Here is a 24,718-nt window from a genome sequence, read left to right as displayed (position 1 = left end):
GAGCGATCATGGCCCCACCCAGAAAGCGCCGCTGGCATTGGCTTCTGCTCGTCGTCCCGTTCGCGTGGTGCGTCGCGGCGATCCCGCTGGTCAACCGGATCGGCTACGTCTTCGGCTCGATCCCCTTCCTGCTGGTGTGGATGACCGCGGGCGTGCTGGTCGGTTCGGGCGCGATCGGCCTCGTCTACGCGATCGACCGCCGCCGCGGCGACCTGGACCGGGTGTAGCGCGATGGCACTGGCGCTCGCTCTTCTCATCGCGGTCGGTTCGATCGTCTGGGGCACCGTCGCCGCCGCGCGCGGCCGGGCGATGAATCTGCAGGAATGGTCCGTGGGCGGACGCCGGTTCGGCACCTGGCTGTTCTGGTTCCTGCTGGTCGGCGAAACGTTCACCACGTTCGCGCTGCTCGGCGCGTCGCAAGGGGTGTTCAGCAACGGCGCGCCCGGGTTCTACGTCCTCGGCACGGTCGTGCTGACCGCGGCCGTCGGCTACTGGGTGGTGCCGAAGATCTGGCGCGCGGGCAAGCAGCACGGCCTGGTCACCATGGCCGATTACTTCACCACCCGCTTCGAAGCCCGCTGGTTCGGCGGCCTGGTCGCCGTCTTCGGCATCGTCGCGCTGCTGCTGTACGCGCAGGTGCAGTTGACCGGGCTCAGCCTGATCCTGGCGAGCCTGTTCGGCAGCGAGGTTCCGTCGCTGGTCTACGTCATCGCCGGTGGCGTGCTGGTCGCGGGATTCGTGCTGGTCGGCGGGATGCGCAGCGCCGCGTTCACCGCGATCGTCAAGGACGTGCTGCTGATCGCGATCCTGCTCGTGGTCGCGATCGGCGCGGCGAACGCGACCGGGGTGAGCGGTCCGCTCGGCGTGTTCGACGCGATGAAGCAAGCGCATCCGAGCGGCGCGACCTTGCCCGGACTCCATGGCTCGACCGCGACGAACACGTGGTGGTGGATGAGCTTCCTGCTGCTCACGCCGCTGGGCTCGTTCGCGCTGCCGCACATGTTCCAGGTCTCGTACAGCGCGAAGGACGTCGCGACGATCCGCCGCAATCAGGTGGTCCAGCCACTGTATTCGCTGTTCTACGTCCTGATCGTGATGATCGCGCTCGCCGCGGTGCTCGCGCTGCCGAAGCTGACCGACAAACAGGCCAACGCGTCGCTGCTGATTTTCGTGCGCGAGAAGTACCCGGAATGGGTCATCGGACTGCTCGGCGGCGCGGGCATTCTCGTCGCGCTGGTGCCGACCGCGGTGCTCGTGCTCGCGGCCAGCAGTCTGTTCACCCGCAACGTGCTCGGGGCCCGGTCGACGAAATGGGCCTCGTCGCTGACTGCGATGCGCGTGGGCGTTCTCGTTTTCACTGCGCTTTCCGTACTTCTTGTCGCGCACAGCAACGAAAAACTGTTGAGCATCATGACGAACGTGTACAGCGCCGTCGGACAGCTGGCTCCCGCGCTGTTCCTTTCGATGCTGTGGCGCCGGGTCACCGCGCCAGGGCTGGCGGCGGGTGCGTTGTGCGGCGGGCTGATCGTCGGCGTGCCCGCGCTCGGCTCGCTCGTCGCGCACACGATGCCACCCGGAACCGTCGTCGGATTGCCCGCGCTCGTCGTCAACCTGATCGTGACGGTGGCGGTCAGCCTGGTGACCCGGCCGCCGTCGCGAGCCGCGGTCGAGGTCGGGGCGGGGGACCGCCCAGCGGGACCCGCGGAGGCCGGTGACCTGCACCGGAGCGCCGTTTGATGATAATGATCGGGTGACCGTGACGAGGATCCGCGAGTTCCGCACCCTGCGCGGGCTGACCGTGCGCCAGCTTGCCGACCAGGCGGGAGTGTCGACCGGGTTGATCAGCCAGGTCGAGCGGGGCGTCACCGACCCCAGCCTGGAAACCATGCGGCGGATCGCCGAGGTGCTCGACATCCCGCTGTTCAGCCTGTTCCAGGAGCCGGAAGAGGAAACCGTCGCAGTGATCCGGCACGACGACCGGTACCGGATCTCCTCGCCGCACCACGCGATCACCTACACCCGCGCGTCGCCCGGCGGCGCGAAGCTCGAGGTGCTCGAAGGCGTGCTCGAACCCGGCGGCGCCTCGTCCGACGAACTGCGTTCGCATCCGTCCGAGGAATGCGTGGTGGTGATCGCCGGACGGCTGACCGTCCAGGTCGGCGAGCAGACGCACGTGCTCAAGACCGGCGACAGCTGCCATTTCGATTCGACCATCCCGCACCGCTTCCGCAACGACGGCCGGACCACCGCCCGGTTCCTCGTGAGCGTCACTCCGCCGAGTTACTGATCCGGCCAAAAGCAGGCCGCCCCCGAAGCGGCACGCAACCGTCGCAGCGAAGTCATAGGCCGTGACTGTGGTCGGATCAGTAACCATCCGGCACAGTACTGATACTTCCGTCGGAGGTGTCCGCCCGGAAATTGGTCTAGACTTTTCGTTCCGAAACCGGCGAAAAGGACGGACTGATGCGAGGGACGACGGTGCCCCCGGGAATGTGCTGCCGACCGGTCAAGACCGGTGAACTTCCGCTGCACCGGCTTGAGGTGCCCGCGCCCGACGCGGTGCCGTTCGCGGTCGGGTCTTTCGACGCGGTGGGCCCGCTGTCGAGGGCGGAATTCCCGCACCGGCACACTTTCTACGAAATCGTGCTCGTCACCGGAGGGACCGGCGCGCACGTGGTCGACCTGACGCGATGGGAGCTGAGCCCGCCGCACCTCGGCGTCGTCACGCCGGGCCAGGTGCACCACTGGGAGGCGAGCGAACTCGCCGGATCGGTCGTGCTGTTCACCGACGATTTCCTGTTCGACCATCCAGCCGACCGCGAAACCCTGCGCAGGCTGCGCGAACGGCCGTGGCTGCGACTGGACCGAGCCGAGCACGACCGGACCGCGCGGCTGATCGCCGAACTCGAGGAGGAATTCCGCCGCGGCGGCGAGGACGGCGAATCCGTGCTGCGCGCACTGCTGCACGTGCTGATCGTGCGCGCCGGCCGGCTTCCCGGGATTCCGCCCGCGCCGGCCCCGGCCCGCGCCCGCGCGGTAGCGGCGGAATTCGCGCAGCAGGCCGAAAAATCCGAGCTGGGACTGTGGTCGGTGCGTGCGCACGCGGAACGGCTCGGCGTCACTCCCGGCTACCTCACCGAGGCAGTCAAGGCGGCAACCGGGCGTACCGCGGCGGAATTGGTGCGCGAGGCGCGGACCCAGGAGGCGAAACGGTTCCTGCTGCGGACGAATCTGTCCGTGCGGCAGGTGGCCAGCCGCGTCGGATTCGCCGATCCGGCCTACTTTTGTCGGTTCTTCCGGCGCGAAACCGGATTGAGCCCCGGCGGATTCCGCCGCACCGGCGACACCGCCCCGAAGATTCACCACGACTGCATGACTCCGTCCATCGCTGCGGGCTGATCTCCTCCCTACCGTCGAGGGGAATCCCGAGCCCCCACCGAGGAGCAGGCATGGACGAAGACAGAAAGTTCAGCCGCAAGGCAGTGCTGAAGGCCGCACTGGCCGCCGGAGTCGCCGCGCCGGTCGCACTCGTCGGCGGTCCCGCCCTGGCCCGCACGAATTTCGCCGGCGGGCAGAAGGTCGAGCCGACCCCGTACTGCCACGACGGCGACGAGCCGACGATCGACCAGACCGAAGGCCCGTACTTCAAGCCGGACTCCCCCGAACGCAGCGTGCTCGTCGACGCCAACACCCCGGGCCAGCGGCTCACCGTGAGCGGATACGTGTTCGGGCTGTCCTGCCAGCCCGTCGGCCGCGCGCTGCTGGACTTCTGGCAGGCGGACGTGAACGGCGCGTACGACAACGTCGGCTACACCTTCCGCGGCCACCAGTACACGAACGACCTCGGCGAGTTCAAGCTGACCACGATCGTGCCCGGCCTCTACCCCGGTCGGACACGGCACATCCACGTCAAGGTGCAGGCTCCCGGGGAGCCGATCCTGACGACGCAGCTGTACTTCCCGGGCGAGCCGCGGAACAACACCGACACCATCTTCGACTCGCGGCTGCTCATGACCGTGCGAGACGCCCCGAACAACGCCAAGGAGGCCGCGTTCGACTTCGTGCTCAACGTCCAGCAGACGCCGACCGGCGGGCCCTCGACGAGCCCGACGTCGCCGACCGGCCAGCCCGGCGGGACGTCCTGGACCGCGGGCAAGTCGTACCCCGCGGGCACCCGCGTCACGTTCAACGGGGTCAGCTACGTGTGCCTGCAAGGCCACACCGCCCAGCCGGGCTGGGAACCGCCCAACGCGCCAGCGTTGTGGCAGAAGGGCTGATCCCCTCCTCACGAGAACGGCGGGCTCCCCCGGGCCCGCCGTTCTCCGTTCTCCGGGAATTTCCGAGAAGCCCGGCTCGCGCTGTCGAGTTACGGTCGACGCGTTCGTCTTCCACTAACGAACTCGCCGGAACCGGCCCTCGGAGGACACATGCTGTACCTGCTGGTGATCTACAACTGCGACCGCCCGGAACCCGGCGATCCGGCCTTCCCGGACGCGCTGGCCAGGGTGAACGCGTTCGCCGACGAGTGTCGCCGGCGCGGGGCGTTCGTGTCCGAGCATCCACTGCAAGGGGAGCACACCGCCACCACGGTCAGCGTCCGCGACGGGAAGACGCTGATCACCGACGGGCCGTTCCTGGAGACCCACGAGCATCTCGGCGGCGTCTACGTCCTCGACTGCCGCGATCTCGACGAAGCCCTCGAACTCGCCGCGCTGTGCCCGATGGCCGCGGTCGGCACCGTCGAGGTGCGCCCGGTCGCGGGCGTGCCAGGGCTGACCAACCAGGCATGACCTCGCCGCTGCTGCGGGAGGTTTATCGCGAGCACCGGGCCCGGATGCTCGCGGCGCTGGTCCGCGTCCTCGGCGACTTCGAACTCGCCGAGGACGCGCTCCAGGACGCCTGCGCGCTCGCCCTGCGCAACTGGGGCGACGAGCCGCCGGACGACCCTGTCGCGTGGCTGCTGACCGCCGCCCGCAACAGTGCGATCGACCGGCTCCGGCGCGCCCGCCGCGGCCTGGAGAAGCTCGCTCAGCTCGGGGAACAGCCGGAGGTCGCGGTGGAACCGTCCGAGGACAGCCTGCTCGCGATCGGCGACGAACGGCTCAGCCTCGTGTTCACCTGCTGCCACCCCGCGCTCGCCGAGGAAGCGCGCGTCGCGTTGACCCTGCAAGCGGTGGCCGGGCTGACCGCGGGGCAGATCGCGCGGACGTTCCTGGTCAGCGAGGCGACGCTGGCGCAGCGGCTGGTGCGGGCGAAACGCAAGATCCGCGACGCCGGGATCAGCCTCGCCGTGCCGGCCGATCATCTGCTGTCCGAGCGGTTGTCCGGGGTCTTGGCGGTTTTGTACTTGATCTTCACGCAAGGCTACACCGCGCCGGAACACCGGGAGCTGCAACAGGAAGCGATCCGGCTGGCGAAGCTGGTCGCGACGCTCATGCCGGACGAGCCCGAGGCGCTCGGCCTGGTTTCGCTCCTGCTCGTGCACGATTCGCGCACCGCCGCTCGCTACACCTCCAGCGGCGACGTCGTGTTGCTCGAAGACCAGGACCGAAGTCGCTGGGACCAGGGTGAACTCGCCGAAGCGATCGGGCTGCTGGACCGTGCGCTGCGCTTCGAGAATCCTGGGCCGTATCAGGTGCAAGCCGCGATTGCCGTCCAGCACGCGCAAGCTCGTTCCGCAGCGGACACCGACTGGGCAGCGATCGCCGGGCTGTATCAGCGATTGTCCGAAATGAATCCGTCTCCGGTCGTCGCGTTGAACCACGCCGTCGCGGTCGCCATGGCCACCAGCCCGGAGAAAGGACTGGCGCTCATCGACGGGATCGACGGACTTGACCGGTATCACCTGATGCACGCCGCGCGCGCCGACCTGTTGCGCCGCCTCGGCCGTACCGCCGAGGCGATGACCGCGTACCGGCGCGCCCACGAACTCGCTGTCAACCCAGCCGACCGGCGATTCCTCGCGGGCCGCTTAGCCACCTTGGAGTCCTGATGAGACTATCCATTCTCGACAACGGGCATCGCCTGCGGGCCAAGCTGTTCCTGTCGATCACGTCGAAACAGCCGCCGGACATCGTGAAGATGCTGCTGTACCGTCCCGGCTTCCTCACCCGGCCGCTGCTGGATCTCACCGCCCCGGCGATGCGCGGTCCGTCGTACTGGACCGCCGGGGAACGCGAATTCCTCGCCATGTCCACGGCGGTGCTGCACGAGTGCCCGTTCTGCGTCGACTCGCACGCGGAGCTGACCCGGATCGCCGGACAAGGCGAGATCGACCCGTCGCGACCGGACGCGGCGCGGCCCGAGGTGCGCACGATTCAGGCGTTCCTGGAGACCGTCACGCTGAACCCGGACCAGATCGCCCTGCCGGATCTTCCGCAGGCGGCGATCCGGGAAGCGCTGCGGGTGAATCTGGTGTGGAACGTCGTGAACCGGCTCGCGAACGCGTTCGGGTTTGTGCTTCGCGAAGGGCAGCTGGAGAGCGGAACCCGGGCGCTGCACCGGTTCGGGTACCGGTTCCCCGGTTTCCTGCTCGCCGGCGGCCCGGCTGACGAGCACGAGGATCCGGTGGAGAACATGCGGTACTCCGTGTTCACCGCGCCCGCGGTGACCGACCCGGCGCTTCGCACAGCGGCAGCCACTGGGGACGGCCTGCCCGCGCCGTTGCAACCCTTCACGGAGAAGGTCCGCGACGCGTCTTATCGGCTCACTGACGCCGATTTCGCTGAGCTGAAGACGAAATACCAGGAAGACGAGGTCTACGAGATCACTGTCGCCGCGGCCGTCGGCGCCGCGTTGCGCAGTTTCGACGCCGGGCAACAAAAACTCGGCGCATAACGCGAACCGGCGGCCAGGAATACCCGGCCGCCGGTTCGCGTCACCTGTCCGCTCAGGGGCGGTAGAGCTCCTTGACGACGTCGATGTTGTCGTTCTTGTCGACGTGGATTTCGGCGTGCAGCTGCTTCGCGCCGGTCAGCGCCTCCATCAGGGCCTGCTCGGTGCACGGGTTCGTGCCGCGGCCCTGCGGGTCGAGGGCGACCTCGCCGCCGGGGCACAGTTCGGCCGCGCCGAAGACCTGCGCGGTCTTGCTCACCGGGAGCCGGTAGGTCTTGGCGTCGGCCGGCACGAACTGGCCGTCGTCCGAGCCGCCCTTCTTCCAGGTGACCAGCTGGAACTGGGCCATGTTGACCGAACGGTCGAATCCGGTGAACTGCACGGTCTGCGTCGTGTTCGGGAAGCGGCGCGTCGGTGCGGCGGGCTGCTGGCCCGCGCCCCCGGTCGGCGCGGTCTTGATCATGAACTCGGTGCCGCCGTCCTTGCCGCAGTTCACCACACCCTGAGTGAATTCCTCTTCCGCGCCCAAGGCACAGTCCCAGCGCCCTTCAATGCCGAGAACCCGGTGGCCTGGGCCTTCGCCCTGCGACGGAGCCAATTCGTAGTACTTCGTCATCACATTGAATGCTTCGGTGCAGCCGGGAATGGTTCCGTTGGCGCTTTGCACCGCGATCAGATCCATTTGCTTGCCGTCCGCCGGGCCGACCTGCCCGCCGTGCTTGCTGCAGTTCACATCGCCGTTCGACGTGGCCGCGGTGCCCGCCGCACCGGCCGAACCGCCCTGGGTGTTCTGCTTGACCGCCGCCGCGTCGGAAACGCTCTTCGCCGCGGAACCATTTCCGTCGACATTGTTTCCGCTGCACGCGGAAAGCAAAGCGGTCGCGGCGACCGCCCCGCCGGCCAGGACCAGCTTCATCGACTTCATCGCGGTGAATCCCATTTCGCGCTCCCCGTGTCTTTTGGCGAATCTCTGCCCCCAAAGACGTGAAGCACCGAATCCCGTTGCCCGGAAGTTCCGCGGAGAGCCATCGTTGCCCCAATGTCGCCCCCGCCTGGTCCGCGCGGGCACGACCTCGACCGGCCTCGCAACCCCGGCCTAGAACACGTCGCGCAGGGTTTCCAGGAGACGGGCGCTGTTCTCCTCGTCGCGGCGGCAGCAGGTCCGTTTGCCGCGCCGGGTGGCGATGACCAGGCCCGCTTGCCGGGGAAACTCATCGGATCCTCGTGCGGGCGATTTCGAGCCGGGCGGCGTGGGAGGTGCTGGGCGAAGGCGGTCCTGCTGGCGGCCGCCCACGGGCAAGGTCGCCGTCGCGGTGAGCTAGACCGGGAGACCGAGCGCGGACAGCCAGACTCGGGTCAGCGTCGCCGCCGCGTCGTCCAGCGAGCTGCCCGCGGCAAACGCCTGGTAGAAGACGCGTTCGGTCATCCAGACCAACGCCGAGGCAACCTCCGCCGCGGTTCCGGAAGGCAGCCCGGCGCGCTCGGCGACGCCTCGCATGGTGTCGGCGAGCGCGACCACCGCGGAGCGCCACGCCTGGTCGATCGCCGGAACCGACGGGGAGAGTTCGACCGCCGTGCGCATCACCGTGCCGTGCTCGCGCCACATCCGCGCGGTCTGCCCGATCCCCCGCCGGACCGCCTCGCCAGGAGCCGAAGCGGCCGCGTCCACCGCGTCGACCTCGGCGCGCAGCTTGGCCACCGTCCGCTCGACCAGCGCGGCGAGCACCTCGTTCTTGGACCCGAAGTAGAAGTAGAGCGCACCCCGGGTGATCCCGGCCTCTTGCGCGATCGTCGCGACGGTCATGCATGCCCCGCCGGTCGAGTTCAACTGCTGCTCCGCCGCGTCGAGAATCGCGCGTTCGCGCAGGTCGCCCTTGGTCGGAGCGGTCCGGCGGCGCGAGCGGGTGTCCTGCTCTTCCACCTGCCCGTTCTATCACGCCGACTATTTTTGACGCAGTGCAGATTTTTATCAACACGGTGTAGAGTTCGCTTCATGACCAAGCTCTTCCTGATCACCGGCGCCAGCTCGGGCCTCGGCCGGGCGTTCGCCGAGGCCGCGCTCCAAGCCGGCCACACCGTCGTCGGCACCGTCCGCAAGCAGGCCGACGCCGCGGAGTTCGAACAGCTCCAGCCGGGGAAGTCGCTCGCGCGCATCCTCGATGTCACCGATGACGACGCGGTGTTCCGGACCGTCGACGAGATCGAGGCCGGAGTGGGCCCGATCGACGTCGTCATCGCCAACGCCGGGTACGGCCACGAAGGCGTTTTCGAAGAGTCGACGATGGCCGAACTGCGCGCGCAGTTCGAGGTGAACGTGTTCGGCGTCGTCGCGACGGTGAAGGCGGTGCTGCCGTACCTGCGGCAGCGGCGGCGAGGGCACATCCTCGGCGTCACCTCGATGGCCGGGCTGATCACCGTGCCGGGCACGTCCTTCTATCAAGGCAGCAAGTACGCCGTCGAAGGCATTCTCGAAACGGTCGGCAAGGAGGTCGCTCCGTTCGGCGTGCACGTCACCGCGATCGCGCCGGGATCGTTCCGCACCGACTGGGCGGGCCGGTCGATGGTCCGCACCGAGCGTTCGGTGCCGGACTACGACCAGGTGATGAACCCGATCCGCGACCACCGCCTAGCGGCCAGCGGCAAACAGCTCGGCAACCCGCGCAAGGCCGCCGAGGCCGTGCTGCACATCCTCGACGTCCCGAACCCGCCCGCGCACCTGGTCCTCGGCTCCGACGCCCTCCGCCTCATCGCGAACGGCCGCGCGGCGGTCGACAAGGAGATCGAGGAATGGGCGGAGCTGAGCCGGTCCACCGACTTTCCGGACGGGGCTCAGCTGCCCGGCTGATCAGGCTCAGCCTCGGAGCCACGGCCAGACTCTGCGAAAAGTGCCCGCGAAGCCAGACATACTGCTTGCGGGCTGAGGCACGAGCGCATTTTCCCGGCGGGGAGAGTGCGCTCGGAATCTGGTCGCCGATCTGCGGAGAACGCGTCCGCACCAGCCGAGGGCAGACCACCCGCCGCACAGCTGAGAACATATTTCCGACTGCGGGCAAAAGGCGAATGGGCCCGCGGAGCAGTTCCGCACCCCGGGCCAGAACTGCGTTCGCTTCGAGACTGGCGTTTTACGGTGCCGGGCGCAGCGAACGCGTCATGCGTCGGCTAGCCGCTACCAGCACGCACTCCAGCGCCGCCAACCGCGCCGCGCCAGCGCACACCCCGGCAGACGCCAGCATGCGAGAGCCCGCCACGGCGTCGAGGTATTCGCACGCCGGACCTCGGCACACCACCCACCAAGCCCCACCGGGCGACCAGGGAGGGGACGCCCGCATCCGGACGCCCCCTCTCGGTCACTCCACCAGCAAATCCTCGATCATGATCGGAATGCTCCGCACCCGGATCCCGGTCGCGTTGCACACCGCGTTCGCCACCGCGGCTGCCATGCCCACCGCGCCGATCTCGCCGACTCCGCGGGCTCCGACCGCGTTGTGCAGCGTGTCCGGGTACTCGACGAACTGGACGTCGATCTCCGGGATGTCGGCGTTGACCGGCAGCAGGTAGCTCGCGAAGTCCGCGTTCGCGGGGCGTCCGCTCGGCTCCACTTCCAGTCCCTCGTGCAAGGCCGCGGACACGCCCCAGATCATGCCGCCGGACAGCTGGCTCCGCGCCTGCGTCGGGTTGATGATCCGGCCGCCGTCGAAGACGCCCAGCATCCTCGACACCCGGACCTCGCGGGTCAGCCGGTGCACTCGGACCTCGCAGAACTGCGCGCCGAACGAGCTGAACGAATGCTTCGTCATCTCCTCGCCCGGAGCCGACGATCCCTTGGCGGACAAGGATTCCCGGCCGATCGCGCGCAGCAGGTCGCCGAACGGCATCGTGCCGTGGTTGCCGTGCAGCAAGCCCTCGGCGTACGTGACGACCTCGCCCTCGAACGGCGCGCCCGGCTCGGCGGCGAGCGCCACCAACTCGTCGAGCAGTTCGGTGGCCGCGAGCATGATCGCGGTGCCGGTGCTCGCCGTGGCGGTCGAGCCGCCGGACATGCCGCCCGGCGCGAACCGGGAGTCGCCGAGGTGCGGGGTGACGCGTTCCGGGTCGATGTCGAGGGATTCGGCCCCGATCGTGGCCAGTACGGTGAGCAGCCCAGTGCCCGGGTCGGCCCCGCCAGTGGACACGTCCGCGGTCCCGTCCGCGTTGAGCACGATCTCGACCGTCGCCGGGAAGCGCAGCCCCGGGAACATGGCGGTCGCCGTGCCCATGCCGACGAGCCAGTCCCCGTCGACGTGCCCGCGCGGCGAGCGGTTCGCCCAGCCGAATCGCTGCGCCCCGATCTCGTAGCACTCGTCGAGGTGCTTGCTCGACCACTGCAGATCGACGCCGGGAGGAGCGAGCGAACTGTTGCGCTTCCGCAGTTCGATCGGGTCCATCTCCAGTGCGATCGCGAGCTCGTCGATGGCGCTTTCGAGCGCGAACGAACCCGACGCCTCCCCGGGCGCGCGCATGAATGTGCCCGGCGGGATGTGCAGCGGCACCATTTTCTGGCTGATCGACAGGTTCTGCGTCGCGTACCACTCGCGCGAGGTGCCGTGCGAGGTCGGCTCCACAAAGGACCGGCTCATCGACGTGGCCGACCAGGAGTCGTGCTGCACCGCGATCAGCGTGCCGTCGCGATCCGCGCCCAGTGCGATCTTCTGCACCGTGGCCGGCCGGTTCGCCGTCGCCGTGAACACCTGCTCCCGGGTGAGCGCACACTTCACCGGACGGTCGAGCGCCTTGGCTGCGGCCGCGGCCAGCATCCCCGGAGCCGAGGTGCCCGCCTTGCCGCCGAACGCGCCGCCCACATACGGGTTCACCGCGTGCACGGCCGACGGCTCGATGCCCAGCACCCCGGCCATTTCCATGGCTTGCAGGTAACTGGCCTGGTTTCCGCTGTAAAGCGTGAGCTCGCCGCCGTCCCACTTCGCGACCGCCGAATGCGGTTCCATCGCGGCGTGGTTCTGCGTCGCGGTGCGGTAGGTCTCCGAAACGACGACCGAACTCCGCGCCAATGCGTCCGCGATGGACTCGACGCCGTCGGCGAGCACCTCGATCGACGGCGCGCTGCCCCGGCTCTCCGGTGCGTCCTCCGCCGTCGCGAGCCCGTCCTCCATCGACGTCAGCGCGGGCTTTTCCTGGTAGGAGACCTCGATCAGCCCCGCCGCGTCCCGTGCCTGTTCGAACGTCTCCGCGACGACCAGCCCGATCGGCTGCCCGTAGAACACCACGTCCCGGTCGTGCAGCGGCAGCCACAGGTCCCCCATCAGCTGGGACTTGTACGGGTGCAGCTCGAGCGGGTCGAACGGGCTGTAGACGCTCACGACCCCGGGCGCGCTCTTCGCCGCGGTCACGTCCATCGCGGTGATCTCGCCGTGCGCGATCGTGCTGAGCACGATGTACCCGTACAGCATGCCGGGGAACGTGCGGTCCAGCGCGTAATCGGCCTGGCCGGTGACTTTCCGCGGACCGTCCAGCCGCGCGCTCATGCCCGGCTCCCTTCGGTCAGTTCGAGCAGCGCGCGGACGATCGTCCGCTTCAGCAGCGAAGGTTTGAACACGTTGCCGGGCAACGGCTTTGCCCCCTCGACGGCTACCGCGGCGGCGGCAGCGAAGGCTTCTTCGGTCAGCTCCGCGCCGCGCAGCGCCTCTTCCACGGCGGGCAGCCGCCACGGCACCGTCCCGACTCCGCCCGCCGCCACGCGGGCGTCGGCGATCTTCCCGTCGCGCACGTCGAGCGCGACCGCCGCCGAGCACAACGCGAACTCGTACGACTGCCGGTCGCGGATCTTGACGTACGTCGAGTTCTCCGCCCAGTCGAGCCGCGGCACGCGCACCTCGGTGATCAGCTCGCCCGGACGCAGGTCGTGCTCGATTTCCGGGGTGTCGCCCGGCTGCCGGTAGAACTCGGTCAGCGCGACCGTCCGGGCGCCCTCGGCACCGGCCAGTACGACCTCCGCGTCGAGCGCGACCAGCGCGACCGCGACGTCGCTGGCGTGGGTGGCCACGCAGGAATCGCTGGTGCCGAAGATCGCGTGCATCCGGTTGACACCGGAAATCGCCGAACAGCCGCTGCCCGGCGAACGCCTGTTGCACGGCATGGCGACGTCGCGGAAGTACGAGCACCGCGTGCGCTGCATCAGGTTTCCGCCGATGCTCGCCATGTTCCGCAGCTGCTGCGACGCGCTGAGCAACAGCGCGCGCGAGATCGCCGGGTACACGCCGGGATGCGCGGCGATGTCGCCCATCCGCTCCAGCGCACCGAAGCGCAGGCCGTCCGCGGTGTCGATGCCCCGCAGCGGCAGGTCGTTGATGTCCACCACCTGCTGCGGCGTGAGGACGTCGAGCTTCATCAGGTCAACGAGGGTGGTGCCGCCCGCGAGATAGGTGCCCGCGCTGCCCAGCGCGTCCTCGACGGTGGCGGGTGCGGTCAGCTCAAACGGTCGCATCGGCCTGCCTCGCCTGCTCCACGGCGCGCACGATGTTCGGGTACGCCGAACAACGGCACAGGTTGCCGGACATGAACTCGCGCACGTCGGACACGTCGTCGCGCACCGCGGCGACCGCCGACATCACCTGCCCGGACGTGCAGAACCCGCACTGCAGCGCGTCCTGATCCACGAACGCCTGCTGCACCGGGTGCAGTTCGTCCTCAGTGGACAGTCCTTCGACGGTGGTGACGGGACCGCGCACAGCGGCCGCGAGCGTGAGGCAGGACAGCACCGGCTTGCCGTCGACGTGCACGGTGCAGGCGCCGCACTGACCGCGGTCGCAGCCCTTCTTCGGGCCGGTGACGGCGAGCCGCTCGCGCAGCGCGTCCAGGAGGGTCACTCCCGGCTCGACGCTGAGCTGCTCGGTTCTTCCATTGACTTCAAGGGAAATGTCCACAGTAGGGTTCGCTTTCCCGCAGTCCGTCCGCGGCGGACGTCCTGCGGCGTGATGGTGGTGGTGACGGCCCTTCGGGAACACGAGCCGTCCGGGGTAAACCGGATATTCATCCGCTTGGCTCGCTTTGACCGAGGCTAGCGGATTAGAATCCGCTACGCAACGAAGTGGAGCTGCTCCAGGTGGTGCTGGAGCAGCTCCAGGCCAAGCAGGCGAAGTCACGCGGGAGGCGCGATGCCGGTGAGCCCGCGGCGGGCGGACACCCGGCGCAACCACGAACGGATCCTGGCGGTGGCGGCGGAAACCGTGAGCCGGGCAGGAGAAGTGTCGTTCAACGCGGTCGCCAAGGAGGCGGGCGTCGGCGTCGGCACGGTGTACCGGCACTTCCCCACGCCGGAGTCGCTGGTGCTGGCCGTCTACGAACGCGAGGTGAACCAGCTCGTCGAGATCGTGCCCGAATTACTCGCCGAGCATTCCCCCGCTCAGGCGCTGCGCGTCTGGATCGTGGATTACCTGGCGCACTACATGATGACGAAACGCGGGCTGGCCAACGCGTTGCGCGCCTCGCAGAGCGAACTGCCGACGCAGGCTTACGCGCGGATGCTCGACGCGCTCGACACCCTCCGCAAGGCGAACGCGGAGGCGGGCACGATCCGGCCGGACCTGAAGACGGAAACCCTGATGCGCGGTCTCGGCGGGCTGTTTTTCCTTACCCCGGAAGGAGATTGGAAAGCGGAGACCGACGCGGTGGTGGATCTGGTGTGGCACGGGATGCGGCTGGACTGACCACGGCGAAGTCCGTGCGGGGAACCCCGAGGGAATCAGAATCCGGGAAGGTGGCCCGCACGGACCCGCCCCGAAGCCTCACTCCGAAGTGGACAGCACCTTCAGATCAATCCCGGCCCGCTCGAAATGCCCCCGCGGGTCCGGCACCAGCTTGCGCTTCTCCAGATCCATCAACCCCAGCGTGCACTTGATCTCGGCCGACAGCGTCCCGTCCAGCTTCACGATGCGCGAGGTCATCCAGAACACCTTGCCGTCGCCGAACGAGGCGTCACAGGTCACGTCCACCTCGTCCCCGGCGCGCAGTTCCCGCCGGTAGACGATGTTCGACTCGAGCAGCACCGGCGCGAGACGCGCTTCGCGCAGGTTCCGGTCGCCGGCCGCCTCGAAGACTTCCAGTCGCGAAACCTCTCCGTACGAGTGGTACACGGCGTGGTTCAGGTGGCCCAGCGTGTCGAGTTCGTAGTGGCGCACCTTGATCCGGGTGCGGAACGGTTCGCGGTCGGTCACGAAGTCCAGGCTAGTTGTCGTAGAAGAGTTCCTCGACCACGGCGTGCGCGTGCCGCGTCACACGGCGGTAGGCGTCGAGGAACTCGCCGGGGTCATCGTCCACCGAGTAGCCGAACACGCGCGCCACCGCGGCCAGGTCGCGGCCGGTGCCGGGCACCTCGTCCGCCGCTTTGCCGCGCACCAGCATCGTCGCGTTGCGCACGCGCGTGGCCAGCAGCCAGGCCTCGCGCAACGAGTCCACCGACTCGGCCGGCGCGAGGCCCGCCTCGGCCAAGGCGGTCAGCGCGTCGAGGGTCGACGTCGTCCGCAGGCCAGGCACCTCGTGCGCGTGCTGCAACTGCAATAGCTGGACAGTCCACTCGACGTCGGCGAGACCGCCGCGGCCTAGTTTGGTGTGCCGTGTCGGGTCGGCTCCGCGCGGGAGCCGTTCGGTCTCCACCCGGGCCTTGATCCGCCGGATCTCGCGCGCGTCCGTCGGGTCGAGCCCGCCTTCCGGATAGCGCAACGGGTCGATCATCGAGATGAACCGTTGGCCGAGCTCCTCGTCCCCGGCGACGAACCGGGCCCGCAGCAACGCCTGCGATTCCCACACCTCGCCCCAGCGCTGGTAGTACGCGCGGTACGAGTCCAGCGTCCGCACGAGCGGCCCGCTGCGTCCTTCCGGCCGGAGGTCCGCGTCGACGACCAGCGCCGGATCCGCACTCGGCGCGCCGAGGATCTTCCGCACCGTCTCCGCGACCGACGAGGCGAACCGCACCGCTTCGGCGTCCGGGACGCCTTCCGCGGGTTCGCAGACGAAGAGCACGTCGGCGTCCGAACCGTAGCCCAGTTCCGCCCCGCCGAGCCGTCCCATGCCGATGACCGCGATCGTCGCCGGAGTACGCCCCAGCTCAGCCTGCCGTTGCCGATAAGCCGCCGACAGCGCTCCCTGCAACACCGCGACCCACACGCTCGACAGCGCTTCGCAGACCGACGGAACATCCAGCAGTCCCAACAAATCCGCGCACGCGACGCGAAGCAGCTCATGGCGACGCAGTGACCGAGCAGCGGTGACAGCAGCGCTTAACCCAGGCTGACGGCGTACGGCGGCCCGAAGCGACGTCGCCACTTCGGCTGGCGTACGTCCAGTCAACCGAGCCGGATCTCCCAGCAGCTGAAGCACTTCCGGCGCGCGGACAAGCAGGTCCGGCACCAGGTTCGACGTGCCGAGCAAGAAGGCGAGCCGCTCCACGACAGTGCCCTCGTCACGCAGCACCCGCAGGTACCACGGAGTGTCCTGAAGCGCCTCGGAAACCTTGCGATACGAAAGCAGCCCACCGTCCGGATCCGGCGTATCAGCCAGGCAATCGAGCAACACCGGAAGCAGCGCCTGCTGAATCGCCGCGCGCCGCGACACCCCGGCGGTCAGCGCCTTGATGTGCTGCAACGCCCCTTCTGGCGCGGCGTACCCGAGCGCGGCGAGCCGGCTGGCGGCCTGTTTCGTGGTGAGCCGCAACGCTTCCGTCGGCACATTCGCCACCGACTGCAGCAGCGGACGGTAGAAAACCTTCTCGTGCAGCCGCCGAATCCCCTGCGCGTGGCGGCGGAACTCGGCCAGCAGCGCCTCGCCCTGGCTGCGTCCGCGAACCGGCCGAATCCCACAGGCGCGGGCTAGAATCCGCAGCTCATCGGTGTCCGACGCGGCCGGGAACAGGTGCGTCCGCCGCAACCGGCGCAGCTGCAGCCGGTGCTCGACGGTGCGCAGGAACTCGTACGACGAGCTCATCTCCGCCGCGTCCGCGCGGCCGACGTACCCGCCGTCGCCCAGCGCGGCCAAGGCTTCCAAAGTGGACGACGAGCGCAGCGCGGGATCCACCCGGCCGTGCACGAGTTGCAACAGCTGCACGGCGAACTCGACGTCGCGCAATCCGCCGCGACCCAGCTTCAGCTCGCGTTCGAGATGCTCCGACGCGACGTGGTCCTCCACCCGCCGGCGCATCTGCTGAACCTCGGTCACGAAGTTCTCGCGGTCCGCGGCCGACCACACCATCGGCGCGACCATCTCCGCGTACTGACGGCCCAGCTCGGCGTCGCCGGCCACCGGACGCGCCTTCAGCAAAGCCTGGAACTCCCAGGTCTTCGCCCACTTCTGGTAGTACGCGGTGTGCCCTTCGAGCGTGCGCACCAGCGCGCCGCTCTTGCCTTCCGGCCGCAACGCCGCGTCGACCTCGAAGCACGCGTTGCCGACCAGCCGCATCATCGTGCTGGCCAGCCGGGTCGCGACGCCGAGGTCGCCGGCCCCGACGAAGATGACGTCGACGTCGCTCACGTAGTTCAGCTCGCGGCCGCCGGTCTTGCCCATCGCGATCACCGCGAGCGCGCCTTCGGCGGACGCGCCGACCTCCTGCTCGGCGACCACCAGCCCGGCCTGCAACGAAGCCTCGGCGAGAGTGGTCAGTTCGCTGGCCACGTCCCGGAACTGCGGGTGCTCCAACCCAGGTTCGACGAGGTGGCCGAGGTCAGCGGCGGCGATGCCGAGCAGCAGCCCGCGGTAGCCAGCCCGCAGCTCATGCTCCGCGGCGGTCCCGGTGGCGTACGTCCCGTCGTCCTGGCGAACCCGCTCAAGCAGCCGCTCCGCGAACTTCGCCGGGTCGGTGCACCGGTTGTCCGCGAGACAACGCCACTCGCCCGGATTGGCGACGAGGAAATCCGCCAACGCGGTGGAGGTGCCGAGCACGCCAAGGAGCCGACCGCGGAACGTGCGGTTCTCGCGGAGCGTGCTGTCCAGCTCGGGCCAACCGGGTTCGTCGGCCTCGCGAATGCGGTCGAGCCCAGCCAGCGCGAGGTCCGGGTCCGCGGCACGGGAGAGAGCGAGCAGGACGTCGGTGGCGCCGTCGGCGGGTCCGCCTTCGGTCCACCAGCCCGCGGCGCGCAGTTGACCGTCGGCCCGGGTGTCGGTGAAGCCGTACCTGGCCGCCGAAGCTGTGGTCCGCGCGCGCTCTGCCATCGCTCACACCGTAGCCGGAGCCGGGCCGGTTCAGGCAGCCAGGCGGTCCGGTTCGGTATCGGCGGCAGAGGGCTCGGGGACCTGGAAGCTGTGCGCGGTGACGGGTTTGCGGCGGGAAAGGAGGTAAATCCCGGCCGCGAAGAGAATGCCGGCGACGCCGACCGCGATGGTCCCGGCCTCGCCGAGCGAGGCGATCTTGCCCGCCGCCGCGCCGACGATCGCCGCCGCGGGCAGCGTGAACAGCCACGCCAGCACCATCCGGCCCGCCATCCGCCAGCGCACCGGAGCCTCCCGGCGGCCGACGCCGGAACCGACGATGCCGCCCGAGCAGACGTGCGTGGTCGACAGCGGGAACCCGAGGTGCGAGGACAGCAGGATCACGACCGCACTGCTGGTCTGCGCGGAAAAGCCCTGCGGGCCTTCGATGTCGGTGAGGCCTTTGCCGAGGGTGTGGGTGATCCGCCAGCCGCCGAGATACGTGCCGAGCGCGAGCGCGGACGCGGCGCTGATGATCACCCAGACGGGCGGCGCGGATCCAGCGGGGAGGCTACCGGCCGCAACGAGCGTCAGGGTGATGACGCCCATGGTCTTCTGCGCGTCGTTGGTGCCGTGCGCGAGCGAGACCAGCGACGCGGAGACGATCTGTCCGACCCGGAACCCCCGGCCGCCGCGCTTGCGCACCAGGAACCGGTAGACGAGGTAAGTAACCGCTGCCGCCGCGACTCCCGCGATGATCGGGGAGGCGGCGGCCGGCACGAGCACCTTGTCCACGATCTTGGCGAAGTGGACGGAATCCGCGCCCGCGGACACCCAGGTCGCACCGATCAAGCCGCCGAACAGCGCGTGCGACGAACTCGACGGCAGGCCGACGTACCAGGTGAAGAGGTTCCAGACGATCGCCCCGATGAGCCCGCCGAACACGATGGCGGGCCCGATCCTCGTCTCGTCGACGAGACCGCTGGAAATCGTTTTCGCGACCTCGACCGACAGGAACGCGCCGGCCAGGTTCAGCACCGCGGAGATCGCGACGGCGACGCGGGGCCGGAGTGCTCCGGTGGCGATCGAGGTCGCCATCGCGTTCGCCGTGTCGTGGAAGCCGTTGGTGAAATCGAAAACCAGCGCCGTGCAGATCACGACGACAACGAGCAGCGAGGGGTCCACCCCGACCTCCGAACCCTACGGAAATACCTCTCGCAAGGTACCTGACCGTTTGGGTGAACCGTTAACTCGCCGTAAGTGATTCCGACATCATCCGTTAAGCCAGCGGCAACTGGCGTTGACTTTCCGGAGCCGGCTCCAGCTGCCCGGCGGCCAACTGGACGAACCGGCGCGCGAACGGACGCCACGTCTCGGCGATTTCCGCGTGCGCAGAGATCAGGGTCTCCTCCTCCAGCGCGCCCGGACGGGTGAGTTCCGCCATTTCCGGCTCCGCCTCGGCCCAGGCGCGGACGACGTCCGGCGTGGTCTCGATGTGGAACTGGACACCGTAGACACAACGGTTCATCCGGAAGGCCTGGTGCGGGTACTTCGGAGTGGACGCGAGCAGCTCGGCGCTCTGCGGCAGAACGGTGATGACGTCGCGGTGGAACTGCAGGACGTCCGGGAGGAAGGGCATGTCCGCGAAGAGCGGATCGACCCACGCGGCGTCCTTCTTGGACACAAGCCCCGGCCCGACCTCGGGCCCGGACTCGCCCTCCGCGACCTGCCCGCCGGTCGCGACGGCGAGCAGTTGTGAACCGAGACAGAGCGCGAGCGTCGGCACGGCCTTCCCCGCCGCGGCGGCGAGCAGCTTCCGGACGTCGGCGAGCCAGGGATGCTTGGCGTCGTCAAGCGCGCCCATGCCGCCGCCGAGACAGATCAACCCGTCGTACCCGTCGAGACTCGACGGCAGCTCCTGCTCCGGCGGCAGCCGCACGTCGAGTTCCGCGCCGGCCTCGGTGAGCCACTCCCCGAGCGGGCCGACGGGATCGCTGGCATCGGGCTGGATGATGAGCAGACGAGTCACGGCGTCCAGGGTACGGGCTGCTCGGACTCTGTCGGATAGCCGTGCGCGAGCCAGGTCGTAATGCCGCCGGAGAGGCGTTTCACGGTGAAGCCGAGCCGCGCGAGCCGGTACGCGCCCTGGGTGGCGGCGTTGCAGTAGATGCTCTCGCAGTAGCAGACGTAGACGAGGTTCCGGTCGAGGTCACGGGTGCTTTCCTCGGTCATTTCCCGGTACGGCAAACAGATCGCGCCCGGCAGGTGAGCTTCGGCGTACGCCCCTGGGCTGCGGGTCTCGACGAGGACGTAGCCGTCGGTGCGCCCGTCGGCGAGGTCCTGGGCGAGGTCGACCGGGTCGACCTCGAAGGCGAGCTCGCCACCGAAGTACTCGACGGCGTTGGAGGCTTCGTGGGGAAGGGAGAGGATGCGCGGTTTCACGGTGTCGATCCTCTCGTTCCAATCCTGGTCCCGGACAGGGGAAGATCCAGGTGTTCCGCCGTCTTCACCAGGGTTTTCCGGGTCTGGACGGCAGTTGGCCTGGAGTTTCTGAGAGGGTGCCGAGGTGGACCTCGACGATGTTGATCGGCACCTGCTGGGGCTGCTCCAGTCCGACGGCCGCCTGACGTTCTCGGAACTCGGCCGCCGAGTCTCACTGTCCGCGCCGGCCGTGACCGAACGGGTACGCCGATTGGAACAGCGCGGGGTGATCACCGGCTACGCAGCACGCGTCGATCCGGAAAAGCTGGGTCGCCCGATCCAGGCGATCGTCCGGGTCCGGGTCCGCAGCCTGGACGGCCCGCGCTTCCGGGAGGTGATCCTCCCGCTGCCGGAGATCACGGACGCCGATCACGTCACCGGTGACGAATGCTGGCTGCTCCGCGTGCACTGCCGCACGACTGCGGAGCTGGAGCTGTTTGTAGAACGGGCTCAGCGCTACGGCGAGACGACGACCTCGCTGGTGTTCTCGTCTCCCGTCCGAGGCCGCGGGCTGCCGCTGTGACCTGGACATGATGAAGGCCCGAACCCCGGTAACGGGTTCGGGCCTTGTCTTGGGTCCGGATATGAGTCTGGGCCCCGGGAGAACCACGGGGGTTCTCGGACCGGGGCCCAGACTGTCAGGTTGAGTTCGGCGGTGTCCTACTCTCCCACAACCCTTCGGTTGCAGTACCATCGGCGCAGTCAGGCTTAGCTTCCGGGTTCGGAATGGGACCGGGCGTTTCCCTGACGCTAAAACCACCGAAACACTCCGAAACAACACACACCCGCCACATGAGTGACAGCCGGCGTGGTGTTTCAGAACCGTAGAGTGGATGCGAGCGATCTTTGTGGGCAAGTCCTCGGCCTATTAGTACCAGTCAACTCGACAACACATTACTGTGCTTCCATTTCTGGCCTATCAACCCAATCGTCTCTTGGGGGCCTTAACCCACATGGGGTGGGATACCTCATCTTGGAACAGGCTTCCCGCTTAGATGCCTTCAGCGGTTATCCCTTCCGAACATAGCCAACCAGCCATGCCACTGGCGTGACAACTGGCACACCAGAGGTCCGTCCGTCCCGGTCCTCTCGTACTAGGGACAGCCTTCCTCAAGTATCCTGCGCGCGCGGCGGATAGGGACCGAACTGTCTCACGACGTTCTAAACCCAGCTCGCGTGCCGCTTTAATGGGCGAACAGCCCAACCCTTGGGACCTACTCCGGCCCCAGGATGCGACGAGCCGACATCGAGGTGCCAAACCATGCCGTCGATATGGACTCTTGGGCAAGATCAGCCTGTTATCCCCGGGGTACCTTTTATCCGTTGAGCGACACCCCTTCCACCAGGAGGTGCCGGATCACTAGTCCCGACTTTCGTCCCTGCTCGACATGTCTGTCTCACAGTCAAGCTCCCTTGTGCACTTGCACTCGACACCTGATTGCCAACCAGGCTGAGGGAACCTTTGGGCGCCTCCGTTACCCTTTAGGAGGCAACCGCCCCAGTTAAACTACCCATCAGGCACTGTCCCTGAACCAGATCATGGTCCGAGGTTCAGATTCCCAATCCGACCAGAGTGGTATTTCAACAACGACTCCACACCCACTAGCGTGAGCGCTTCACAGTCTCCCACCTATCCTACACAAGCCGAACCGAAAACCAATACCAAACTATAGTAAAGGTCCCGGGGTCTTTCCGTCCTGCCGCGCGTAACGAGCATCTTTACTCGTAATGCAATTTCGCCGGGCCTGTGGTCGAGACAGCCGGAAAGTCGTTACGCCATTCGTGCAGGTCGGAACTTACCCGACAAGGAATTTCGCTACCTTAGGATGGTTATAGTTACCACCGCCGTTTACTGGCGCTTAAATTCTCAGCTTCACCCACAAAGTGAGTTAACCGGTCCTCTTAACGTTCCAGCACCGGGCAGGCGTCAGTCCATATACATCGTCTTGCGACTTCGCATGGACCTGTGTTTTTAGTAAACAGTCGCTTTCCGCTGGTCTCTGCGGCCAACCACCCCTCCGTCCGCACGGGACTTCAAGATGCTTGGCCCCCCTTCTCCCGAAGTTACGGGGGCATTTTGCCGAGTTCCTTAACCACAGTTCACCCGATCGCCTTGGTATTCTCTACCTGACCACCTGTGTTGGTTTGGGGTACGGGCCGTGCATGCACTCACTAGAGGCTTTTCTCGACAGCATAGGATCACCCACTTCGCCTCAAACGGCTACGCATCACGTCTCAGCCTATGTGCCATGCGGATTTGCCTACATGACGGCCTACACGCTTACACCAGGACAACCATCGCCTGGCGGAGCTACCTTCCTGCGTCACCCCATCGCTTGACTACTACGGAATCAGGTCCCACGCTCCACACACGGAATCCGTCCGAAGACTTCAACCGCGGCTTCGGGTGGTTAGTGTCAACCGCCTCGCCATGGGCGCACATGCTCGGGTACGGGAATATCAACCCGTTGTCCATCGACTACGCCTGTCGGCCTCGCCTTAGGTCCCGACTTACCCTGGGCGGATTAGCCTGGCCCAGGAACCCTTGGTCATCCGGCGGCAGAGTTTCTCACTCTGCATTCGCTACTCATGCCTGCATTCTCACTCCCGCACCCTCCACGACTCGCTTCCGCGGCCGCTTCCCTGGATGCAGGACGCTCCCCTACCCACCCGTGCCACTGCACCAACCCCGAAAGATTGGCGGATGTATCGCACGAGTGACACAGCTTCGGCGGTGTGCTTAAGCCCCGCTACATTGTCGGCGCAGGACCACTTGACCAGTGAGCTATTACGCACTCTTTCAAGGGTGGCTGCTTCTAAGCCAACCTCCTGGTTGTCTGGGCAATCCCACATCCTTTCCCACTGAGCACACACTTAGGGGCCTTAGCTGGTGTTCTGGGCTGTTTCCCTCTCGACGACGAAGCTTATCCCCCGCCGTCTCACTGCCGCGCTCTCACTAACCGGTATTCGGAGTTTGGTTGATTTCGGTAACCCGGTAAGGCCCCTAGACCATCCAGTAGCTCTACCCCCGGCAAGAAACACGCGACGCTGCACCTAAATGCATTTCGGGGAGAACCAGCTATCACGGAGTTTGATTGGCCTTTCACCCCTACCCACAGCTCATCCCCTCAGTTTTCAACCTAAGTGGGTTCGGGCCTCCACGACGTCTTACCGTCGCTTCACCCTGGCCATGGGTAGATCACTCCGCTTCGGGTCTAGACCACGCGACTCAATCGCCCTATTCAGACTCGCTTTCGCTACGGCTACCCCACCCGGGTTAACCTCGCCACGCAGCACTAACTCGCAGGCTCATTCTTCAAAAGGCACGCCATCACCCAACAAGTGAGCTCTGACGGCTTGTAGGCACACGGTTTCAGGTACTCTTTCACTCCCCTCCCGGGGTACTTTTCATCTTTCCCTCACGGTACTCGTCCGCTATCGGTCTCCAGGAAGTATTTAGGCTTACCGGGTGGTCCCGGCAGATTCACAGCAAATTCCACGAGCTCGCTGCTACTCGGGAACACCACCAAGACCTACGACAACAGCTTTCGCGTACGGGGCTCTCACCCGCTCCGGCCGCCCGTCCCAAGGCGTTCCGCTAACCATCGCGTACATCCGGAGAAATGTCAGTCTCTCCAAGGTGGGTCCCACAACACCGCCTGCACAACGCCTGACAGCTTGACATGCAAACGGTTTAGCCTCTTCCGCTTTCGCTCGCCACTACTCACGGAATCACTTTTGTTTTCTCTTCCTGCGGGTACTGAGATGTTTCACTTCCCCGCGTTCCCTCCGCACCGGCTATATATTCACCGGCGGGTAACACCACATCACTGGTGCTGGGTTTCCCCATTCGGAAATCCTCGGATCACAGCTCGGTTGACAGCTCCCCGAGGCATATCGCAGCCTCCCACGTCCTTCATCGGCTCCTGAAGCCAAGACATCCACCATGTGCCCTTAACAACTTGACCACAAAGATGCTCGCATCCACTCTACAGTTCTCAAACACCACACCAGAAACAACGTGTGTTGCCTCAGGACCCAACAGCGCGCCAGCAAACAACCCACCACCCGGATCCGCGACCGGTCTTCCACGCGGCAAGCCGCAGTACTAACCGGCGGCGTCCCCACCGCGATGAGCCTTAACCAGTAGTTCCACAATTCCTTGAGCAAGCCCGGCAACACCGCGTGCGGGTGTTAAACCGTGCCCACCCCACGCCTCTGGCCCCGGGTATCC

The 24,718-nt window shown here is 67.3% G+C and carries 21 protein-coding genes and 2 rRNA genes; 11 read left to right on the top strand and 12 right to left on the bottom strand.

Annotation, left to right across the window (positions count from 1 at the left end):
• The first annotated feature begins 8 nt into the window (after positions 1–8).
• From L3Q65_RS42295 to L3Q65_RS42260, 8 genes are all read left to right on the top strand, one after another.
• The gene (locus tag L3Q65_RS42295; RefSeq protein ID WP_182895361.1) at positions 9–227 is read left to right on the top strand and encodes a DUF3311 domain-containing protein; all 219 of its coding nucleotides are present in this window, start codon (positions 9–11) and stop codon (positions 225–227) included.
• A 4-nt stretch (positions 228–231) separates the two neighbouring features.
• Entirely contained in the window at positions 232–1,737 is a 1,506-nt protein-coding gene (locus L3Q65_RS42290) for a sodium:solute symporter (RefSeq protein WP_237598123.1), read from the top strand.
• Between the two features lie 13 nt (positions 1,738–1,750).
• A complete protein-coding gene (locus L3Q65_RS42285; RefSeq protein WP_182895363.1) occupies positions 1,751–2,287 on the top strand; it encodes a helix-turn-helix domain-containing protein in 537 nt (178 codons plus the stop codon).
• A 176-nt stretch (positions 2,288–2,463) separates the two neighbouring features.
• A complete protein-coding gene (locus L3Q65_RS42280) occupies positions 2,464–3,399 on the top strand; it encodes an AraC family transcriptional regulator (RefSeq protein WP_182895364.1) in 936 nt (311 codons plus the stop codon).
• Positions 3,400–3,449: 50 nt separating this feature from the next.
• Positions 3,450–4,277, top strand: a complete 828-nt coding sequence (locus tag L3Q65_RS42275; protein WP_182895365.1) for a carbohydrate-binding protein — start codon at positions 3,450–3,452, stop codon at positions 4,275–4,277.
• Positions 4,278–4,427: 150 nt separating this feature from the next.
• On the top strand, positions 4,428–4,790 hold the full coding sequence (locus L3Q65_RS42270; RefSeq protein ID WP_237598122.1) for a YciI family protein: 363 nt from the start codon (positions 4,428–4,430) through the stop codon (positions 4,788–4,790).
• Positions 4,787–5,992, top strand: coding sequence for an RNA polymerase sigma factor (locus L3Q65_RS42265; RefSeq protein WP_237598121.1), 1,206 nt, complete (start codon positions 4,787–4,789; stop codon positions 5,990–5,992). Before L3Q65_RS42270 ends, L3Q65_RS42265 begins: the two co-directional genes overlap by 4 nt.
• A complete protein-coding gene (locus tag L3Q65_RS42260) occupies positions 5,992–6,837 on the top strand; it encodes a hypothetical protein (protein ID WP_237598120.1) in 846 nt (281 codons plus the stop codon). The genes L3Q65_RS42265 and L3Q65_RS42260 overlap by 1 nt, the downstream gene beginning before the upstream one ends.
• A gap of 52 nt (positions 6,838–6,889) precedes the next feature.
• On the opposite strand, the gene L3Q65_RS42255 is transcribed toward L3Q65_RS42260, so the two are convergent.
• A complete protein-coding gene (locus tag L3Q65_RS42255) occupies positions 6,890–7,774 on the bottom strand; it encodes a hypothetical protein (protein WP_237598119.1) in 885 nt (294 codons plus the stop codon).
• A 378-nt stretch (positions 7,775–8,152) separates the two neighbouring features.
• Positions 8,153–8,755, bottom strand: coding sequence for a TetR/AcrR family transcriptional regulator (locus L3Q65_RS42250; protein ID WP_237598118.1), 603 nt, complete (start codon positions 8,753–8,755; stop codon positions 8,153–8,155).
• 72 nt (positions 8,756–8,827) lie between these two features.
• Here L3Q65_RS42250 and L3Q65_RS42245 point away from each other — a divergent pair, with 72 nt between their 5' ends.
• On the top strand, positions 8,828–9,679 hold the full coding sequence (locus L3Q65_RS42245; protein ID WP_182895371.1) for an oxidoreductase: 852 nt from the start codon (positions 8,828–8,830) through the stop codon (positions 9,677–9,679).
• A gap of 502 nt (positions 9,680–10,181) precedes the next feature.
• Here L3Q65_RS42245 and L3Q65_RS42240 read toward each other — a convergent pair.
• Genes L3Q65_RS42240 through L3Q65_RS42230 form a run of 3 tightly spaced genes read right to left on the bottom strand, consistent with a single transcriptional unit; the run spans position 10,182 to position 13,751 of the window.
• Complete coding sequence (locus tag L3Q65_RS42240) at positions 10,182–12,353, bottom strand: xanthine dehydrogenase family protein molybdopterin-binding subunit (RefSeq protein WP_182895372.1); 2,172 nt, start codon at positions 12,351–12,353, stop codon at positions 10,182–10,184.
• Positions 12,350–13,312, bottom strand: coding sequence for a xanthine dehydrogenase family protein subunit M (locus L3Q65_RS42235; protein ID WP_182895373.1), 963 nt, complete (start codon positions 13,310–13,312; stop codon positions 12,350–12,352). Before L3Q65_RS42235 ends, L3Q65_RS42240 begins: the two co-directional genes overlap by 4 nt.
• Complete coding sequence (locus L3Q65_RS42230; protein WP_182895374.1) at positions 13,299–13,751, bottom strand: (2Fe-2S)-binding protein; 453 nt, start codon at positions 13,749–13,751, stop codon at positions 13,299–13,301. The genes L3Q65_RS42235 and L3Q65_RS42230 overlap by 14 nt, the downstream gene beginning before the upstream one ends.
• Before the next feature lie 231 nt (positions 13,752–13,982).
• Between L3Q65_RS42230 and L3Q65_RS42225 the strand changes: the two genes are divergently transcribed.
• A complete protein-coding gene (locus L3Q65_RS42225; RefSeq protein ID WP_182895375.1) occupies positions 13,983–14,534 on the top strand; it encodes a TetR/AcrR family transcriptional regulator in 552 nt (183 codons plus the stop codon).
• Positions 14,535–14,612: 78 nt separating this feature from the next.
• On the opposite strand, the gene L3Q65_RS42220 is transcribed toward L3Q65_RS42225, so the two are convergent.
• The 5 genes from L3Q65_RS42220 to L3Q65_RS42200 all read right to left on the bottom strand — a co-directional run bounded on the left by L3Q65_RS42220 (position 14,613) and on the right by L3Q65_RS42200 (position 20,445).
• On the bottom strand, positions 14,613–15,041 hold the full coding sequence (locus L3Q65_RS42220; RefSeq protein ID WP_237598117.1) for a thioesterase family protein: 429 nt from the start codon (positions 15,039–15,041) through the stop codon (positions 14,613–14,615).
• A gap of 10 nt (positions 15,042–15,051) precedes the next feature.
• Positions 15,052–18,027 carry a bifunctional [glutamine synthetase] adenylyltransferase/[glutamine synthetase]-adenylyl-L-tyrosine phosphorylase gene (locus L3Q65_RS42215; protein WP_182895377.1) on the bottom strand — a complete coding sequence of 992 codons (2,976 nt, stop codon included), beginning with the start codon at positions 18,025–18,027 and terminating at the stop codon, positions 15,052–15,054.
• A gap of 30 nt (positions 18,028–18,057) precedes the next feature.
• Positions 18,058–19,188, bottom strand: coding sequence for an inorganic phosphate transporter (locus L3Q65_RS42210; RefSeq protein ID WP_182895378.1), 1,131 nt, complete (start codon positions 19,186–19,188; stop codon positions 18,058–18,060).
• A gap of 94 nt (positions 19,189–19,282) precedes the next feature.
• Entirely contained in the window at positions 19,283–20,032 is a 750-nt protein-coding gene (locus tag L3Q65_RS42205) for a type 1 glutamine amidotransferase (RefSeq protein ID WP_237598116.1), read from the bottom strand.
• A complete protein-coding gene (locus L3Q65_RS42200; protein WP_182895380.1) occupies positions 20,029–20,445 on the bottom strand; it encodes a rhodanese-like domain-containing protein in 417 nt (138 codons plus the stop codon). The genes L3Q65_RS42205 and L3Q65_RS42200 overlap by 4 nt, the downstream gene beginning before the upstream one ends.
• 124 nt (positions 20,446–20,569) lie before the next feature.
• Between L3Q65_RS42200 and L3Q65_RS42195 the strand changes: the two genes are divergently transcribed.
• Positions 20,570–21,007 (top strand): Lrp/AsnC family transcriptional regulator, encoded by a 438-nt coding sequence (locus tag L3Q65_RS42195; RefSeq protein ID WP_182895381.1) that lies wholly within the window; start codon positions 20,570–20,572, stop codon positions 21,005–21,007.
• A 124-nt stretch (positions 21,008–21,131) separates the two neighbouring features.
• Here the strand turns inward: L3Q65_RS42195 and rrf are convergent.
• A 5S ribosomal RNA gene (gene rrf / locus L3Q65_RS42190) occupies positions 21,132–21,248 on the bottom strand.
• An 84-nt stretch (positions 21,249–21,332) separates the two neighbouring features.
• Positions 21,333–24,452 (bottom strand): 23S ribosomal RNA (locus L3Q65_RS42185).
• Positions 24,453–24,718 lie beyond the last annotated feature (266 nt).

It is taken from the genome of Amycolatopsis sp. FU40, assembly GCF_021903635.1.
GTDB classification, from domain to species: domain Bacteria; phylum Actinomycetota; class Actinomycetes; order Mycobacteriales; family Pseudonocardiaceae; genus Amycolatopsis; species Amycolatopsis dendrobii.
This window is presented reverse-complemented; position numbering and strand designations above follow the sequence as displayed.